We start from the raw sequence: 17259 nt of genomic DNA, 5'->3' as shown, positions 1-17259 counted from the left end.
AGATCGGCGCACTTGTGTCGACCGGTTTTGTCGAAGCAGAGGTCCGAGGTCCGAGGTCCGAGGTGCGAGGTCTGATGTGCGAGGTCTGGGGTCTGGAGTCCGGTGTACCACCTCTCCACCCGTGGGAGAAATCGGTGCCCGCCCCGGTTCCATCGGGGAACGCAGTGAACCGGGTGAGGGCGTCAGGCCGCTGACAGACCAAGGGGCCGGCACCGCTACCGGGCCGGCGGGGGCGGGATCGCCACTCCGCCTATCCGGAGGTCCATCTTCCGGTTGGCGTTGTCCATCTGCGCCTTGTGCTCCTCGGCCGCCCGACGAATCGCCGGATTCACGAGGTTCCAAGCCACCGCCTGCTGCTTCAGATCCACAGCCTCCTCGGTGAGGGACTTCGCAAGCGTGGCGATGTCGCTCAGCTCGAACATGAAGTTCATCCTAGTGATCCGCGCCGGCCTGAAGTGGCTGTACTGAGGGAAGTACTGCCCTGCGGGACCGCCCGCAAGGCCCATATACATCCCATATTCCTGCGCCGTAAAGAAACGCCCGCCACCGCTCGATTGGGTGGCATAGAGACCCTCCTGGACGTCGCCGTTCAGCTTGGCAACCCCGTTCGGGTTCAAGCCGTTCGGGAGCATCTCGGTCCGTTCATCGGAGAGATTCATCGAGAGGTCGAACATCGGCATGAACTCCATCGCGTCGGAGCCCGTAGCCACAATCGATCGGGTCGCCACTTGGGTTCGTTGTCGCTGAGCTCCCTGAGTCGGCATCGGAGCCTCGATCTGCCTCCTGCTCGGACCCATTGGGTCGTGAAAGACCATCGTCGAGAGTGCGGCCTGCTGATTCACAGAGGGCCCGCCGACGGCCACCTCTCCGCGATCCCTCAGCATCGCCCTTCGCCCCGGATCGAGCACCGCGTAGAACTGGTACATGCGCCAGCTTCCGATCGCATTCGAGAACGCTGGAGCGGCGTGCGGGTACGCCAAGTTCACCCACTGGCTCTCGATGCCGCTCGCCATCGGCTGCGTCCGGCCCGACGCATAGGCCGCAGCCGTATCCAGACTGAGCATCCCATCCTTCTCGATCGCCCTGAGCATGTTCGAGAACGCCGTCCGATCAACCCGCCTTATCCTCGCCAAGCTCGGATATTGGGGCTGCACGACCGTCCACCCGCCATCCTGACGCACGGCCATCAACTGCTCTCGGGACAACAACTCCCTCAGCTCCGAAGGTTTGAGCGGCTTGCTCGCGAGGCTCGCCAAGGGCATCAGCAGCGAGTCCGGCAAGAGCGCCACAAGGCTTCCGCTCGCGTCCAGTCCGGTGATGAGTTCGGCCACAAACGATGACAACGGATCGTTCTGGTCGGGGCGCGAGAACCACGCCTGAAGTTCCTTGGTAAGCGGCTTGGTGGCCTGCGGGGCGCCGAAAGGCGAACCCACCACACGCATGACGCCCCCGCCGCCTGACGTCGCCGTGAAAGAAAAAGTATCGCCCTGGCCGTTCCGAATCGGACCCCCCAGAGCCTCCGCGATCTGTTTCGAAAGATCGGAGATGGCGATCGGCGATTCCCCGGCAGCCCCAGCAGGCGTTTGGCCGGCTTTGCGGCTGTCACCCCTGGGCCCAAGATATTTGGAGTGGCTCGCCCGAATGGTCCCTGTCGAATCGGCGATCTTGAGTTCTACCTGAAGCCCCTCCTGCCCCGGCGCCCTGTAGAAGATCAGCAGCGCCTTCCCAAACCCGCCCTGGAACGACAGTGGGCGCGACTCGCCGCCGAGAAAAAGAATCTCGCTGCCCGAGTTGCCCGATTCGGGCTGGCCCGCCGCGCGGACGTAGGCCTCTTGCTCCTGAAGGAACGTCTGCAGAGCCGGATTGGCCGCCGCGGGCATGGGGCGCTGCATGCGCGTCGGATTGGTTGCGAATACGTTTCGCGAGCCTTCCGGGATGGCCGCGAGGTCGCGGGCGTTCAGAGACGCGAGAATCCGCATCAAGGCGCGGCCGATCGGCGCCTCGTTGGGGTTGGGGAGCCTAAACTGGGTCGTCTTGCCGTTTTCATTGGTCTCGATCGAGGCGCGGCCGGGAGAGGTGTCGTTGGCGGCCTTATTCGCGTCGAATCCGCCCTGTTTCTTGAGCTCCTGGGCGCTCTTGTCCAGCTCCTGCAGGATCGCATGGGCTCGGTAGTCGAGGTACTTGGCGTCCTCGATTTTCACCTTGTCGAGGTCCCTGTTTAGGTTGAATCCGTTGCCGCTCCTTTCCCACCTGCTTGTGGTGACCTCCGCGAGTTTGGCCATCAGCGCGTCCAGCGACTGGCCCCTGGCGCGCAGAAGGACGACGTCGTTCTGCACTTGGTTCGAGCAAGAGAGCGCAACGCCAGTCTGTTTGGACAACTGGGCAAGAAGCGACTTGACCGTCGTAGCCTTGGCCTCGAAGTCGACGACCTTCCCTGTGTCTTGCCCAAGAACGGACGAGGCGGCAAGGGCAGTGGCCAAACCTAAAGATAAGCGTGCGAACAACATCGTGAATGACACCTTCGTCGAAAGCTAGTCTTTTCTACCTGAGACGACGCTCAATAGGTTCCAAACGGCGCGTCAACCCTGTTTCCGGCTTTGGTCCTGAAACCAGACCGGCCACCGTCGCTTTCAATCTGCGCCCCGTCTACGGCGTCACGCGCTTGGCGAACTCTCCAGGGAGCCACGTAAGCAGCCCTATGTCGATGGCGAGCAGCAGCGCCCCGATGATCCAGGCACCGACCTCCGCCTTGGCTTTGGCGAGCCGCACCACACCGATGCTCACGGCAAGCGAAATCGGCCCCAGCGCGGGCAACAGATACCGCGCTTGTGCCTGGAAGTACTGCGTGTTGAACCTAAGGAAGAACAGGACAATCAAAACGGCAAACAACTGCCCCAGTAGCCTTGCCGACTTCGCGGCCGTCGCCTCCTCCGAACGATCTGGCAACCAAGAAGCGACGAACACCAACAACAGCAACAGCCCCAAAGCGCCGTAGATTCGGCCGTGCATGAAGATGTCCATGTAGCCGAACGCTCCGAAGAAGCCTCGAAGCGTCCACCACCCGACGCCCAAACCGATTTCGTTGAAGCCGGACCAGTACTTGAGCCAACCGGGCGCCCACGCGGGCTCGACCTGGTCAAACAAAGGAGCCAAGGTTACGGGGGCGTCCCTCTGAGGGGAGGGCGAATTGGGGAACGCCTTGGTAAACGCGCTCAGCGCCAACGGGTCGCCGTAGAGTGACTGATTGCGCAGAAACAGGGGTGTGACAAGCACCAAGAGCGGAAGCGATACGGCCGCGACGCACTTCCAGTTCGGCCCTTTGCCGGCCTTCGCGGAAAGCCACCACACCAGGGCGAGAATCGGCAAGAGCGCTACGGCGGAAGTCTTCGAAAGAACAGCAAGACCCGCCAACAAGCCGATCCCGATGGCCCGTTTCAAAGACCAGCCATCTCGGATGCACAGAACGCAAAGCGCAAGCGTCCAAGTACACAGAGCGATCAGCAGAGGGTCGTTCGACGCCGAGCCGCTCAGGCCAAGGTTCGAGGGAAGAAGCGCCGCGAATCCCGCCGCCCCGAAGGCGATCCCAAGGTTCCGCCGACCCCACCAAGCCAGAAAAAAAACACCAACGACCCCTGCAGCGCCGATGAGGGCGTTCAGGCTTCGTAGCCTAAGGCCCGCGCTGCGGTCCGAAACGTCGGAAACACCCAGCGCCTTGGCCCAGCCGGCGGCGGTAAGGTAGTAAAGCGGCGGCTGGTGAGACTCATAGTTCTCGAAGTCCCCAGCCACCAGCGTTGGCAATCCCTTGCCGTCCAAAAGGTGCTGGATGTAGTTCGCGTGCTGTCGCTCGTCAGGCGCGCCGACGTCGGGCACCTGCTGGCCACCCTGGAACCTTAGTACTCCCGCAGCACGGTACGGCGTGACCGACGCGAACCCCAGCGCCAAAACGAAATGCAGCGCTGCAAGCCCCGCGATGAACCAGCCGAGTCTCTTCCCTGAGTTGGCCACACCCGAATTATGGCCCGCGCAAGTTTTCAGAATGTCACTCCAACCGCCAAGACGTCATGTATCATGAATTCAACGGTTCGGCGCCGAAGTTTGCTGTTGCGCCGAGGAGGGAACGATGCGAAAGTTCATTGGTCTGAGCATTTTTGGAACGGCGGCCCTTGCCCTTGCAGCGCAGAGTGGCGGCTTGCTCTCGGGTTTCGTCAAAGCGCTGAACGGCGCACAAGGCCTCAAGGCCACCTATCAAGCGGGAAGCGTCAGCGGCACCATGGCGAGCTTCGACGTGACCCTCGCCAAGCCCGACAAGGCGCGGATCGAGACCCCCGTGTCGATCATCGTCGCGGACGGAAAGACCATCTTGACCTACGACAAGCAGGCAAAGACCTACTACCGCGATCCGCAGAACCCCGGCTCGCTGGCTGCCCTCTTCCAGGATGAAGCGGTCGCCCTCTGGGCGCCGTTCTTCGATGCGCACGCGCTGGATCGCGCGGCAACCAAGTCCCTCGGCGTGAAGACCCGCAAGGGCGAGCAGTTCAACGTCGTCGAAGCCACCTTTAGCGGCGGCAAGCGCAAGGTGAGCTACTATCTCGACGCGGCCGGCCTCGCCAGACAGGCGGAGATCACCTACGGCGACTCCAACGATCAGAAAGTCATCGTCACCAAGAGCCTCACCCTTGGCGCAGCCAACGACTCCGCGTTTGCGTTCAACGCCCCGGCGGGCTCCCGAGAGCTTTCGGAGGAGGAGCGCTATTCGGACAAGTGGCTCCACAACCTGGATGAAGCGCTCGCGCTCGCCAAGCGGACGAACCGCCTTGTGATGGTCGACTTCGACGCCACATGGTGCACCCCGTGCCAAAAGATGAAGGCCGAGGTCTATCCAATGGCCGAGTTCAAGGCGTTCGGCAAGCAGTTCGTGTTTTGCGAGATCGACGTGGACGAGAACCCCGAACTTGCCAAGAAGTACGAAGCAAGCTCGATCCCTCTGGTCAAGTTCATGACCCCCGACGGCAATGTGTTTCATAAGTTCGTCGGCTACGCCAACCCCGACCAGGTGCTGGGTGAGATGAAGAAAGCCCTGCAACTGGCGGGCCGGTAAGTGGTCTGCCCTAAAGAACTGCGCCCTCGCACAATGGGGGCGCAGTTTTTCGTCTGAACCGAACCATCTGCCGTCAATGTCTGTTCATGTGGAGTAACCGTTGAACCTAAAGGCGCGTCCAAAGGCTGTGTCGGTTTCGGCAGTGATCGAGCGCAGCAACACCCCGGCCTTCGACGAAGACTCCGTCCTCGTCGAGCGCTTCTTGGGAGGTGATTCCCACGCGTTTGATCAGCTGTACGCACGCTATTACGACCGCGTCTATGCGATGGCTCGGGGGGTGCTCGGCGACGCCGACGAAGCCGCCGATGCCGTCCAGGAAGTCTTCGCCTTGCTCTACAGAAACCTGGCCCGTTTCGATCGGCGCTCCCGGTTCGGGACCTGGCTCTTCCGAGTAGCGGTGAACCGTACGATCCAGTATGCGCGCCGCAACAAACGCCTCCAGCGCAACCGCCCCCTGAACGAAGCAGCCGGCGCGATCGCTGAGCCCGCCGAGCAGCCCGCCGACCCTCGCGTCCAGGCGGCCATGGCGAGGCTCTCGCCCCAGGACCGCGTACTTCTCGTGCTCTTCTATTGGGAGGAGCTCTCGCTTCAAGAGATCGCCGACAGCGTCGGTTGTGGCGTCAACGCCGCCAAGACCCGCCTCTACCGCGCCCGCGAGCGCTTCCGCGCCTTCTACGAGGAGGAGCCCGAATGAGGCGGATCCACCCGGACGTGGACAAGATGCTGTGGCTCGTGGCCGAGAGCGACGACCCCCACGCGGTCGCCGATTTCAACGGCCGATTCCCCGAGCACTCGCTGGAACTCGGAAAGCGCATCGCGATGGTCAGGGATCTCAAAGGCGCGGGGCGCCGCGTGAGCCATGACGCCTTGCCGCCACGATTCCGCGCGCCCGCTCAGGCAGCGCCTCCACCGTCACGCTACGTGTGGGTCCTTGGGTTCGCGGCGCTGGCATGTTTGGGCGTCGCCAGCTTCTTCTTTGCGAGCCGGGCGTTTTCTTCACAAGGAACGAAGCCCGATTCCGGAGTTGTCCAAAGCCAGACTGCGCCCCCCGAAACCGTCTCCTACCGCGGGCCCTCCTACGAACCCCCGAAATACGACCCGAACAGCCCAACCCCCGCGCAACCCGAGATCGCCGACTACCTCAAACCACAATCGGTGTCATCTGCGGGAATCACGCTATCCGAAGCTCTGGAGCTGATCGCCCGAACCTGCAGCCTCAAGCTGGAGGTCGCGCCGGGAGTCAATGAGACACGGGTTTCCATCAACTATGCGAACATGACCGGCTTCGAAATGCTCGAAGACCTCGGCCCGCGTTGTGGGTTCACCTCCTTTGATGAAGGCAGCGGCAAGGTTCTCATCATCCCTGCCATCGAGGAGTCGGGAGGCGCCGCGCCGACCGTGAAATACAAGACGAACAGCGACGCCTCCTCACCGAAAGCGTCGGGCAAGCCGACCATTGCCGACGGCAGGCCCGATCAGTAAGCGTTCCTAAAGGCCCGGACAGGCAACGTCGGCACGGCTCCCTGCGGATATACTTCCCCGCAAGGATTCCTGGGGGGTAGATTCAAGCCATGCCGTTGCGCAAGTCGGATGTTATCGAGATCATCGGCGAAAAAGCCGTCGGCTTCAGTGTGCTTGGCGTCGTCGCGGCCGCGATTGGGTTTCTATTCCGGAACTACCAGCGCTACGAATACGGCGGCATGCTGACGGGTATCGCCTGGGTGATGATCTTGGGTGGGCTGGGGCTGATCGCCTTTTCGATCTATGCCTCGTGGCAGATGAAGCAGGTCACCGGGTACCACGTCACCTGCCCCTATTGCTCGGCTAAGAACGTGCTGGTCGAGCCGCCCGACGACGACTTCAAGTGCTTCGTGTGCCACCGGGTCATCCCGATCAAGGACGAAAAGCCGCTGCCCGTGTTCCAGGTTCGCTGCGGCTACTGCAACGAGCTGAATTACTACTCTGAGAAGAATGACGTACTGATCTGCGAGAAGTGCGACCACGAAATCCCCCTGGTCGGCGAGGATGAGGGCAAGGAGATCCGGCACGTCCCCAAGGCCTACGCCGTAACCGACGACGAGCGCCTCTACGAACTGGTCCTTGTGAGCCATGCCGGGCACAAAGAGGAGTTGATCACGGCGCTTCAGCACATGCTCGCCTTGAACCGAAACCAGGTTAAGCAACTTCTCGACGAGGTGCCGGTAACGCTCCTAACGGGCATCACGCGCAAAAAGGCCGAGCTCTTGCAAGCCCAGCTCAGCATCCATTCGGCAGCAGCGGAGTATCGCCCGCTTGGATGATCTCGAGCGCATCGAAAGAAACGACACTTTGCGCGCGTTCGTCCAGGCGCTGGAGGACCACTTTCCAGGTGAAGGGCTCCGAGCTGAGCAGATCGCTCTTTACACCGTTGCCATCGGCGAAGACCTTGGCCTGAGCGATGCCGAGCTTATCGACCTGCGCTGCGCCTCCCTGCTCCACGGCGCGGGCCAACTATCGGTGTCGATGAACGACCTGCACGGCAAGTCGGGCCTGACGCAATTCGAACTTGAGGATCTCAAGCTTCAAGCCTCGTTCTCGGTGCGCATGCTCGAATCGCACGACTGGCTAAAGCGCGCGGCCCCCATGGTGCTCGCCGCTCACGAGGCCTTTGATGGCTCCGGCTTTCCTCAAGGCCTGGCGGGCGAGCAGATCCCGATCGGGGCGCGCATTCTGGCCGTGGCCGAGGCGTTTCTCGCACAGGCAGAACTCTCGTCGGCCGACCCCGGGACCCTGGCGTTCGAGGCCATTCAGCGGAAGAGCGGAAGCAAGTTTGACCCGCAAGTCGTGGAATCTCTGGACCGGGTCCGGTGGATTCTGCAGCCCGTTGCATCCTTTTTGGCTCCGGCAACGAAGGAATAGTGACAATGAACGGAGAAGCAGTCGGACCCGTCTTGATCGTCCTTGCCGTCTTGGCCGGGCTGGGGCTCCTGGTGATGATCGCTGCCTATAACGGGCTTGTCTCTTTGAGGCAGCACGTCAAAGGGGCTTGGTCGGACGTGGACGTCAACCTGAAGCGGCGGTCCGAGCTCATCCCCAATCTGGTCGAAGCCGTCAAAGCCTATGCCTCTCATGAACAAAAGGTGCTGATGGCGGTTACCGAGGCCAGGGCTCACGCCGCGGTGGCGACCGCCTCCCTGGGCCAGCGCGCCGAAGCCGAGCAGCACCTGGGCCAGAGCCTGTTCCGAGTGCTCGCCGTCGCCGAGAACTACCCCGAACTCAAGGCCAGCGCCAACTTCTCGGACCTGCAAAAGGAACTCTCGGAGACCGAACGGGTCATCGCGAGCGCCAGACAGTACTACAACGCCTGCGTCCGGGATTTCAACACGAAGATCGAAGCGTTCCCAAGCAACATCGTGGCCTCGATCGGGTCCTTCAAACAGGCGGAATTCTTCGAGGTGGACACCCCCTCGGAACGCGAGGTCCCGAACGCCAACCTGTGATGAAAACCCGCTTCTGGGTCACGATCTATGTCTTTCTCCTCGCTTCCCTCTGCGGCGCACAAGCCGGTTTCAGGACCAACCGTTTCGACGTTTACGTCACCGTCAAGCCCAACAGATCGCTCTCAATCGTCGAGGTCATCGACGTCACGTTCACCGAGCCAAAGCATGGGATCATCCGCTGGGTCCCGACGGCCTATCTCGCCGGAGCCGGGCGCTACCGCTACGCCAACGTGGCCTTTCAATTCGTCCGCTATCGCCGCCTGACGTCAGGCTCCAAAGAGGCCTGGACCCCAGGTGAAGGGCAGCCTGGGCAAGCGGGCGCGAGCGACGAAGGCGACAAGCTCAGCCTAAAGATCGGTGATCCCTATGTCACCCTTACAGGCAGGGTCCGCTACACGCTCAAGTACCTGGTGTACGACGGTCTCACAGACTTCGACGGCGACGCCAAATCGAAAGCGCGCACCGAGCTCTACTGGAACGTCCTGCCCACCGAATGGCCCACCCAGATTCCCGCGGCCCATGTCGAGGTGGCCTTCCCCAATGCCAAAGGCAAGACGCCGCCCATGTTCCGCGCCCTGGCTGGCCGTCTGGGCTCGACGCAGGGCATCACGATCCCCGCGCCCAGAAAGAGGGCGATCGGGAAGCTGGCGGGCGTGACGGCTTCGCTCAAGCTTGACGGCAAGGGAACTGCAGGAAAGGCGACGGTGGACGTCAAGCGCACCCTGACGCGAGGAGAGTCGCTAACGGTTGGCCTGGCGATCGCGAAAGGCTCCGTCGCCTGGCAAGGTCCCCTTGCGCAGGCTAGGCAGGATGAACTGCGTCAGCGCGCTTCCGAGGGCGTTAGCTACCCGAATTCTTCCCCGGACAACGATCCAGGCACCTATGCGCCCACCCGATTTGACTGGATTTATGCCTGGGTTGGCCTGTTTCCAGTGCTAATCGCGCTCTTGTGCCGGTCCTTCTACAACACAAACTCCAACACGCCGTTGGTCGTGCGCTACAGCCCGCCCGAGGGCTTCGGGCCTGGCGAGTGTGGCTTCGTGATCGACAACTCGCTGGATGCTCGCGACGTCGTCGCTGGGATCGTCAGCCTCGCCCAGAAGGGAGCCGCCACCATCCAGCTTGGTAGCGCCGCTCAGCAGAACTGGGGCGAGGTGGAAGTCACACTCTTGCCGGAAGAAAGTGGCGTCAATCTGACCGAATTCGAGCTTGCGTTGCACCGAAATCTGGCGCCTTATGGCCCCACGTTCACGCCTGAGTCTCTTCGGTCGACCTTCTCCTGGCCCTATGAGACGCTCAAGTACGGACTCTCCAGTTGGTCGGTCAGTGAGGGGTTTTGTTCCCTCAGGCCAGAGCAGGTAGCTTCTACAGTCACCGCTTGGAGCATTCTTACCAGCTTGATCCTTGTTTCCGGCCTGGCTGTTGCGCTTGGGAGCCTCGGCATGGGGTTCTTTGTGCCCATGGCGGCAGGCCTGGCCATGGGCCTCTTGGCAACCGTGGTTATCGCCTCGACGGTTAACGGAAGAACCCCTAAGGGCGCGGCCGCCTACCAGGAGATTCGCGGCCTCTACGAATTCATCGCCAGAGCCGAGGCGCCTCTGCTCCGGACCGCAGTGGAGTCGATGCCCGCTCAAGCCCTCTTCGAGCAGCTCCTGCCCTACGCGGTGGCCTTCAACCTCGTGCGCCCACTTTCCCAGGCATTCGAGGGCCTGGGCGCTCATCCTCCAGCCTGGTTCGACGTGCAACCTGGGGCCTGGACCTCCAGTTGGTCCGAGACCCTCGTGGATGGCGTGTCCTCGTGGTCCGGCCATATGATCGTCGCGATGACGCCGCCTCCACCGGTCTATTCGAGCGACCGGTTTGGGGATGGCGGGTCCGGCTTTGGCGGCGGCTCTTCGTTGTTTGGCGGCTTCGGTGGAGGAAGCAGTTTTGGCGGCGGCAGCTTCGGCGGTGGTGGTGGAGGAGGAGGAGGGGGCAGCGTTGGAGGCGGTGGTGGAGGCGGAGGCGGGAGCAGCTGGTAGCGACTGCACGGGTATATTCCCTGCGGCATGCCGAAGCTTCTCGCTGAATCGTATATCCGGGACGTTCCCGACTTTCCCAAACCTGGGATCCTGTTCAAGGACGTCCACCCTGTGCTCCAGAATCCGGCGGCGCTGCAAGAGGTCGTAGACCTCTTGAAAGACGACGCCAAAGCCAGGGGCGCCGAGATCATCGTGGGCATGGAGAGCCGAGGCTTTCTCTTTGGAGTGCCGGTGGCGATGGCGCTTGGCATCCCGTTCTCGATGGCCCGCAAACTCGGCAAGCTGCCCTATGACCGAATTTCTGAGGAGTACGCCCTAGAATACGGCACCAACGTGGTTGAGATGCACACCGACGCAGTGAGCCCGGGACAGCGCGTGTACGTGATCGACGACTTGCTCGCCACCGGCGGCACGGCAGCAGCCGTCGCGAGGCTCGTCGAGCGCCTGAACGGCTCCGTCTGCGGCTTTGGCTTCATGGTGGAGCTGACGTTCTTGAAAGGCCGATCCAACCTACTTGGCTACGATGTGAACGCACTGATACAATATTGACCATGCGTCGAACCCACCTCTTTCGTCTGCTCCTCGTCCTCGCTCTGCCCGCGCTGGCCCTTGCGGCCGAGAAGGCAACGGTCGCGGACATCCTCAAGGACCCCAAGAAGTTCGACAGCAAGGAGGTCGAGGTCAATGGCACCGTCAAGGACTTCAAGCAGCGGACCTCCAAGATCGGCAACAAGTACTACACGCTCAAGCTGAAAGACGGCGACAAAGAGCTGAGCGTGTATGGGCGTGGAACCCTTGAGCCCACCCCGAAAGAGGGCGCCAAAGTCCAGGTGTCTGGACTCTTCCGGGCCGAGAACAAGGTCGGCGACAACGTCTTCAAGAACGAGATCGATTGCTCGGCCAAAGAGGGCAAGAAGTTCGGCGTCAAAGAGATCAAGTGAGTCTTCCCCCTCCAGATCGGCCCCGATTGGTGGCCGTCCTCGGCCCGACGGCAGCCGGCAAGACGGAGCTCGCTGAGCGCCTCGCCGATAGGCTCCAAGCCCAACTCATCAGCGCCGATGCGTTTCAGGTCTATCGCGGCTTCGACGTTGGGACGGCAAAACCCTTGAACACCGAGCGTTACGAGCTGATCGACATCCTGGATCCCGCCGAGCCGTTTGGAGTGGGCGACTTTGTCCAAAGGGCCGTCAGCCTCCTCGAACCGCTCTATGCCCGGGGCCGAAACGTCGTCCTTGTGGGCGGAACTGCTTACTACGTCCGCGCGCTGCTGGAAGAGTACGGCGAGCTCCACGGCCAGCCCGATCCCGAACTCCGCGCCCGACTTCGCTCGCGCCTCGAATCGGAGGGCCTGGAGGCGCTCGCGCAGGAGCTTCGGCAATGGAGTCCTGAAGCTGCGGCCAAAGCGGACCTTCAGAATCCAGCCCGCGTAACCCGGGCGCTCGAAAAGCTGTTCGACTCAACCCCCCCGATTAGGTTCACTTTGCCGCCTTTTCAGATTCAAAAGGTAGGCCTCGATCCAGATGTGGACCTATTGCGGAAAAGGATTGTTGCACGAGCGGAAAGAATGATGCAAAATGGATGGGTTGCCGAGGCAGAGCGCCTGCGCAAGCAGGGGGTCAGCCGAAGCGATCCGGCGATGCGGGCTATCGGCTATGCCGCCCTATGGCGTCATTGCGATGGCGAGCTTTCGCTCGGTGAAACGGTCGAACTCGTCGTAAACGAGACGGCGCAGTATGCGAAGCGTCAGAGAACGTGGCTGCGAAAAGAACCGAAAGTCGAGCGATATGCGGGATTCGGGAATACCGAAGAGGCCTTTGGGTTTGCTTTGGAACGATTGAATTGAAGTTGAGGGTTCTCAATGGCGAAGTCTATTAATCTCCAGGACATGTTTCTAAACCAGGTGCGTAAAGAGGGCATCGGGGTCACCTTTTATCTCACGAACAGCGTGCAGCTCAGAGGCCACGTGCGCGGTTTCGACGCCTTTACGGTTCTTTTGGACTCCCCGGGCAAGCCCACGCAGCTCGTCTATAAGCATGCCGTTGCCAGCATCGTCCCATCGAAGCAGATTTCCACTTACCGGCCGCACGGCGATGAAGGCGGCGCGCCGGCACCTGAAGAAGAGTGATACCGTTCACCAAAATGCACGGGATCGGAAACGATTTCGTGATGGTCGACGCGATTCGCCATCCGATTGACGACGCGTCCCTCCCCGAGCTGTCTCGCAAGATCTGCGATCGGAGGTTCGGGGTGGGTTCGGACGGACTCATCCTGGCCCGCAAGGGCGCCTCGGCGCCTTTTGAGATGCGGATGTTCAACCCTGACGGCTCCGAGAGCGAGATGTGCGGCAACGGAATCCGCTGCTTCTCGCAGTTCCTGAAGAAACAGGGCCTCTGGGACGCGGACCGGGTGGACGTCGAAACAGGCGCGGGCACGCTCACGCTCGAAACGATGCCGGACGGCCAGGTTCGGGTGGACATGGGCCCCGCCAGGCTCTCGCGCGCCGAAATCCCGGTCTTGGGCGACCCGTCCTCATCCTACATCGCCGTCCCAACGGTCGTTCAAAGCCTTTGCATGGAGGGGACGGCTGTCTCCATGGGCAATCCCCATCTGGTCTTCTTCGTCGAAGACGTTGCCGCAGTCCCACTGGAAACCTGGGGGCCCCTCTATGAGCGCCACCCGGACTTCCCCAACCGCACCAACGTTCACTTCGTCCAGGTCGTATGCTCAACGCACCTGATCCAACGCACCTGGGAGCGAGGCGCGGGGATCACCCTCGCCTGCGGCACGGGCGCTTGCGCCTGCGCCGTCGCTGGGTTCCTGAACGGGCTCACGGAAAGGTCCGTGACTTATCTGGAATCAGGGCATGTCCTCATGACAGGACCCGCCGAGACCGTCTTTGTAGGAAGCTGGGGCTAGGGACAAAGGGACCGAGGGACACGTGAATCCCGCTGCTCCAACGGGCAGACTCTCAGTCTGCCTTAGCCAAAGGACCTGACTAAGGCTCCAGCACTACGCTGCCGCTTCGACGAACTCACCCAGAACTTTCTTCGCGTCCGCGAAGTAGTCGAGGAACTCTATCCCAAACTCGCCTGCGATCGGCCGGACCCAGACCACGACGCCTAGCGCGCGGGTCGCATCAAAGCCGTTCAGCGAAAGGCTGACATCGACCAGAAAACCGTCGTTGGGCAGCTTTTCGGCTTTTAGGCAGGCGCCGCTGACGCTCAGATCCATCGTCATCGCGGACCCCCGCTCCAAGCGCGTGCCTGAAGGATCCTCCTCCACCACACGGTACTCGACGGGAAGGTGAACGGCCTTTCGCGAATGCCTCCGGCGATCCACAGACTCCCAGAGGACGTTCTCGACGGCGATTCGCCACCGCTGTCCGGATTCGACGTTGTCGATCACGCGCCCCGTGCCCTTGATGATCTCGGTTCCCGACTGCACCACAAAGAGCAATTTCGTCTCAGGCGCGAGCGACCTGGCCCAGGTGTTTTCGGTTTCGACGGTGAAAGGCTCTGACGACGCATAGGTGGCCCTCAGGCTGCGTGGTGCGCCCTCCAGGTTGACGACTACGGTGATCGCGGCACGCTCAAGGGCTGAATTCGGGAATTGCATGGTCCAACAACCGTCCTTCTTCAGGTTATCGGCAGTATCAAGCCCAAACTGAACCGGTCAGCGCCGCTCAGAGCGCATCCGCTCGATTTCCAGCCGCTTCTCCTTTTCGGCGATCTGCTGGCGCTTGTCATACTCCCTGCGCCCCCTCGCGAGCGCCACCTGAACCTTGACCCTGCCGTTCTTGAAGTAAAGCCGCGAAGGCAGCAACGTCAGCCCCTTCTCGCGCACCTTGCGGTGCAGCAGGTCGATTTCCTTTCGGTGCATGAGGAGCTTGCGCGTTCTCCGCCGCTCCGGCTGGAATCGGGTTGCATGCTCATAGGGCTCGATGTCGAGCGACACGATCCAGAGCTCGTCGCCCTCGATCTTGCAGAAAGCGTCCGTCAGGTTCACCCTGCCAAGCCAGAGGCTCTTGACCTCCGCCCCTTCGAGCACGATTCCGGCTTCGTGGGTCTCCAGGAAGTCGTAGTCGTGCCGCGCCCTCCGGTTCTCGATGGTCCGGGGCGTTCGTGGCTCCTCTTTGGTTTGGCTCTTCTTTCCCATGCGGGGAGCCGAGTGTACCGCCGACCATTATCTGGGAACTCCCCACCCGCCCTTTGCCGTTGGAAGCGTGGCGGAGTCCCACTGATGAGGACGCACCTGCCCTGATGCAGGAGCGTCTGTAACTTGAAGGGGACCGTCGAGAAATGCTGTACATGTGCCCGGAAACTATCATCACTGAACCTAATCCACCCAGGCGAGACGCCCGGGCTACACCGTTCTCATCAGACCCTGAAGAGGTAAAGTACCACTCATGATTCGATTCCTTGCGAGGCCCGTTGGGCTTGCTTTTGTGATGCTCGGATTGGTATCCGGCGCTTTTGGCCAGGCGGTCGGAGGGCTGCAAAAGCTGGAGATCATCGACCAGACCGTTGGAAAAGGCAGGCCTGCTGAGGACGGCGACACTCTTTATGTGACCTACGTCGGCAAGCTGCTGAACGGCACGATCTTTGACCGGAACGACGCGATGGCCGCCACCCCGCTCGCCGTTGTGCTGGGCGCGGGAAAGGTCATCAAAGGTTGGGATGTCGGCCTCAAGGGGATGAAGGTCGGCGGCAAGCGCACGCTGAAGGTGCCGTCGGCGCTGGGATATGGCGCTCAGGCGAACGAGAAGATTCCCGCGAATAGCGACCTCTTCTTTGAGATCACGCTTCTCGACATCGTGAAGGTGGGCGAGGACGTCGTCTACGACGCGAACGACGTCAAAGTGGGCACGGGCCGCGCCGCTCAGGCCAAGGACGTGGTGACGGTCCATTACGAGGGCCGCCTGGTCAACAAGAAGCTGATTGACTCCTCCTACAAACGCGGAAAGACGGTGACCTTTACTTTGGGCATTGGCGACGCCATCTCGGGCATCGACGAGGGCCTCAAGGGGATGAAGGTCGGCGGCAAGCGTATCTTGCGCCTTCCACCCCGCCTGTGCCAAGGCTCGGCTGGGACTCAATTCCTACCGCCGAACCAAGTGATCATTTACACCGTTGAGATGATCAAGATCGTCCCTGGCAAGAAGGGATGATCCACCACGGTCGGGGTTCCCAGTCTATGAAGTCACACACCTGCCTTCTTTTCGCCGCCACCGCACTATCGCTCTCCTCGGGAGCCATTGGGCAGATCACGCAACAGGGCAGTGGTTTCCTGCTTCGGCACAAGTTCGCCGCCGGGCAGGTGTACCGCTATTCAAACGATACTTCTGTCGCCGTTGCGGGAGCGACGCAGCCGTTTTCAGTGAGCATGCCGTTCTCTATCTCTGTGAAAAGCGTCAAGAACGGCGTCGCCACGCTTGAGTACAAGGTCAAAACGCCTGCGCTGGGCAACGGCGGAGGCGGCGACCGGACTTCCACCGTCCAAGTGGATGCCAAAGGGAAACCGGTCGGCGAAGGATCGATGCCGGGTAGCGGCATTATCGGGTTCCCCGAGAAGCCTGTCGTCATCGGGCAGTCCTGGCCCGGGAACATGGCTGGGGCAACGGGCGGAATGGCGGGAATGAAGACCGTGGACGGCAAGAGGGTGGCCGCGGTGGCCATCAGCCCCAAGGCCAAGAATCGAGGCGGCGAGACGGGCATGGATGTCGTCGGCGCCGGCACGATGTACTTCAACGTCTCGGATGGATCGCTTCATTCCCTGGATATGAAGCTGACCGTGAAAATGAACATGGGCGGCGGCAAGCCCATGGACTCCAACGCGACCACCAAGATTCGACGGACCAAGTAATCTGGCTTGATGGTTGGCGACAAGCGCTTTGCTGCGGTCTGTGGGCCGATTCCCGGGCTTGAAGGCCTCCTTCGGGCCCATCCCAGGATCGATGAGGTCCGCGCTGGAAGCTCCAAGACGCTTGAGTTCTCGCTGGATGGCTGGCGACGAAGCATCCAAATCGGCAACCAGGCCGCAGAAGTGGCCGGGCTCCTCGAGACGCTGGACAACAACCCCTTGGTGTGCGCCGACGTGGTGTCGGTTCCCTCCCCTGGGGCGACGTTGGCCCTGATCGCCCTTGCCCCGTTGGCGCGATCCGGGCTGCTCCAGGAAAGCCCGCTGGTGCAGGCCACGATCCCGATCGACGAGGACGAGTTTGAGGCGTTTCTTGACGATGAAGGCTGGAAAGGCGGGTTCTCACTGGATTGTGATCCAATGGACCTTCGCGGGGCGGCCGCCTGCACGGTGATGGCGGTCGTGCCGACCCCCGATCGCATCGAAGACCTCGACGCGATCTTCGATGAGTTCTATGGGCGCTCGCTGTACGTCAGAAACGATGCGGACTCGCCCTGGGACGTGGAGCTGGTCCTGGGCAAGCCTTATGCGCTCTACCGCCTGCGCATCACCGAAGACGCCCCAAACAGCCTCCTCACTGTTCAGGCGATGGCGGATCTGAATGGCAAATGCGGTGCAGCTCAGATGGTCCATGCCATGAACGTCATGTGCGGCCTGGAAGAATCCCTGGGCATCTCTGAGTAGGGTGAAAGGCAGGCGGCGAAAGCCAAACGGAGAAGCCTGCCCAGAGCACGATTATGGGGCC

The 17259-nt window shown here is 61.7% G+C and carries 19 protein-coding genes; 15 read left to right on the top strand and 4 right to left on the bottom strand.

The features are described from left to right. Positions 1 to 215: 215 nt before the first annotated feature. Together HZC36_04670 and HZC36_04665 are read right to left on the bottom strand one after the other, a co-directional pair. Positions 216 to 2507, bottom strand: coding sequence for a hypothetical protein (locus HZC36_04670; GenBank protein ID MBI5706264.1), 2292 nt, complete (start codon positions 2505 to 2507; stop codon positions 216 to 218). 139 nt (positions 2508 to 2646) lie between these two features. Further along, entirely contained in the window at positions 2647 to 4005 is a 1359-nt protein-coding gene (locus tag HZC36_04665) for a DUF2142 domain-containing protein (GenBank protein ID MBI5706263.1), read from the bottom strand. A 115-nt stretch (positions 4006 to 4120) separates the two neighbouring features. On the opposite strand from HZC36_04665, the gene HZC36_04660 reads away from it, so the two are divergent. The 12 genes from HZC36_04660 to HZC36_04605 all read left to right on the top strand — a co-directional run bounded on the left by HZC36_04660 (position 4121) and on the right by HZC36_04605 (position 13514). Beyond that, entirely contained in the window at positions 4121 to 5098 is a 978-nt protein-coding gene (locus HZC36_04660) for a thioredoxin family protein (GenBank protein ID MBI5706262.1), read from the top strand. Between the two features lie 100 nt (positions 5099 to 5198). Beyond that, positions 5199 to 5792, top strand: coding sequence for a sigma-70 family RNA polymerase sigma factor (locus tag HZC36_04655; GenBank protein MBI5706261.1), 594 nt, complete (start codon positions 5199 to 5201; stop codon positions 5790 to 5792). After that, positions 5789 to 6580, top strand: coding sequence for a hypothetical protein (locus HZC36_04650; GenBank protein ID MBI5706260.1), 792 nt, complete (start codon positions 5789 to 5791; stop codon positions 6578 to 6580). Before HZC36_04655 ends, HZC36_04650 begins: the two co-directional genes overlap by 4 nt. An 89-nt stretch (positions 6581 to 6669) precedes the next feature. Continuing rightward, positions 6670 to 7398 carry a hypothetical protein gene (locus tag HZC36_04645; GenBank protein MBI5706259.1) on the top strand — a complete coding sequence of 243 codons (729 nt, stop codon included), beginning with the start codon at positions 6670 to 6672 and terminating at the stop codon, positions 7396 to 7398. Next, complete coding sequence (locus tag HZC36_04640) at positions 7391 to 7996, top strand: HD domain-containing protein (protein MBI5706258.1); 606 nt, start codon at positions 7391 to 7393, stop codon at positions 7994 to 7996. Before HZC36_04645 ends, HZC36_04640 begins: the two co-directional genes overlap by 8 nt. Positions 7997 to 8001: 5 nt before the next feature. Next, complete coding sequence (locus HZC36_04635; protein MBI5706257.1) at positions 8002 to 8577, top strand: LemA family protein; 576 nt, start codon at positions 8002 to 8004, stop codon at positions 8575 to 8577. Further along, entirely contained in the window at positions 8577 to 10598 is a 2022-nt protein-coding gene (locus tag HZC36_04630; GenBank protein MBI5706256.1) for a DUF2207 domain-containing protein, read from the top strand. Before HZC36_04635 ends, HZC36_04630 begins: the two co-directional genes overlap by 1 nt. A gap of 27 nt (positions 10599 to 10625) precedes the next feature. Continuing rightward, complete coding sequence (locus HZC36_04625; GenBank protein MBI5706255.1) at positions 10626 to 11147, top strand: adenine phosphoribosyltransferase; 522 nt, start codon at positions 10626 to 10628, stop codon at positions 11145 to 11147. 2 nt (positions 11148 to 11149) lie between these two features. Continuing rightward, a complete protein-coding gene (locus tag HZC36_04620) occupies positions 11150 to 11539 on the top strand; it encodes a hypothetical protein (protein ID MBI5706254.1) in 390 nt (129 codons plus the stop codon). Then, complete coding sequence (gene miaA, locus HZC36_04615; GenBank protein MBI5706253.1) at positions 11536 to 12441, top strand: tRNA (adenosine(37)-N6)-dimethylallyltransferase MiaA; 906 nt, start codon at positions 11536 to 11538, stop codon at positions 12439 to 12441. Before HZC36_04620 ends, miaA begins: the two co-directional genes overlap by 4 nt. Positions 12442 to 12456: 15 nt before the next feature. Further along, entirely contained in the window at positions 12457 to 12723 is a 267-nt protein-coding gene (hfq, locus tag HZC36_04610) for an RNA chaperone Hfq (GenBank protein MBI5706252.1), read from the top strand. Then, positions 12723 to 13514, top strand: coding sequence for a diaminopimelate epimerase (locus tag HZC36_04605; protein MBI5706251.1), 792 nt, complete (start codon positions 12723 to 12725; stop codon positions 13512 to 13514). Before hfq ends, HZC36_04605 begins: the two co-directional genes overlap by 1 nt. A gap of 93 nt (positions 13515 to 13607) precedes the next feature. Here the strand turns inward: HZC36_04605 and HZC36_04600 are convergent, their stop codons facing one another. Then, the gene (locus HZC36_04600) at positions 13608 to 14213 is read right to left on the bottom strand and encodes a PilZ domain-containing protein (GenBank protein MBI5706250.1); all 606 of its coding nucleotides are present in this window, start codon (positions 14211 to 14213) and stop codon (positions 13608 to 13610) included. A gap of 57 nt (positions 14214 to 14270) precedes the next feature. Continuing rightward, the gene (gene smpB, locus HZC36_04595) at positions 14271 to 14753 is read right to left on the bottom strand and encodes an SsrA-binding protein SmpB (GenBank protein MBI5706249.1); all 483 of its coding nucleotides are present in this window, start codon (positions 14751 to 14753) and stop codon (positions 14271 to 14273) included. A 250-nt stretch (positions 14754 to 15003) separates the two neighbouring features. On the opposite strand from smpB, the gene HZC36_04590 reads away from it, so the two are divergent. Genes HZC36_04590 through HZC36_04580 form a run of 3 tightly spaced genes read left to right on the top strand, consistent with a single transcriptional unit; the run spans position 15004 to position 17198 of the window. Beyond that, positions 15004 to 15765, top strand: a complete 762-nt coding sequence (locus HZC36_04590; GenBank protein ID MBI5706248.1) for an FKBP-type peptidyl-prolyl cis-trans isomerase — start codon at positions 15004 to 15006, stop codon at positions 15763 to 15765. 26 nt (positions 15766 to 15791) lie between these two features. Then, positions 15792 to 16460 (top strand): hypothetical protein, encoded by a 669-nt coding sequence (locus HZC36_04585; GenBank protein ID MBI5706247.1) that lies wholly within the window; start codon positions 15792 to 15794, stop codon positions 16458 to 16460. 9 nt (positions 16461 to 16469) lie between these two features. Next, positions 16470 to 17198 (top strand): hypothetical protein, encoded by a 729-nt coding sequence (locus HZC36_04580; GenBank protein MBI5706246.1) that lies wholly within the window; start codon positions 16470 to 16472, stop codon positions 17196 to 17198. Positions 17199 to 17259: the final 61 nt, after the last annotated feature.

Source organism: Armatimonadota bacterium, assembly GCA_016223145.1.
GTDB lineage: Bacteria > Armatimonadota > Fimbriimonadia > Fimbriimonadales > Fimbriimonadaceae > Nitrosymbiomonas.
The sequence above is the reverse complement of the archived record's forward strand: the minus strand, read 5'-3'. Positions and strand labels throughout refer to the sequence as shown.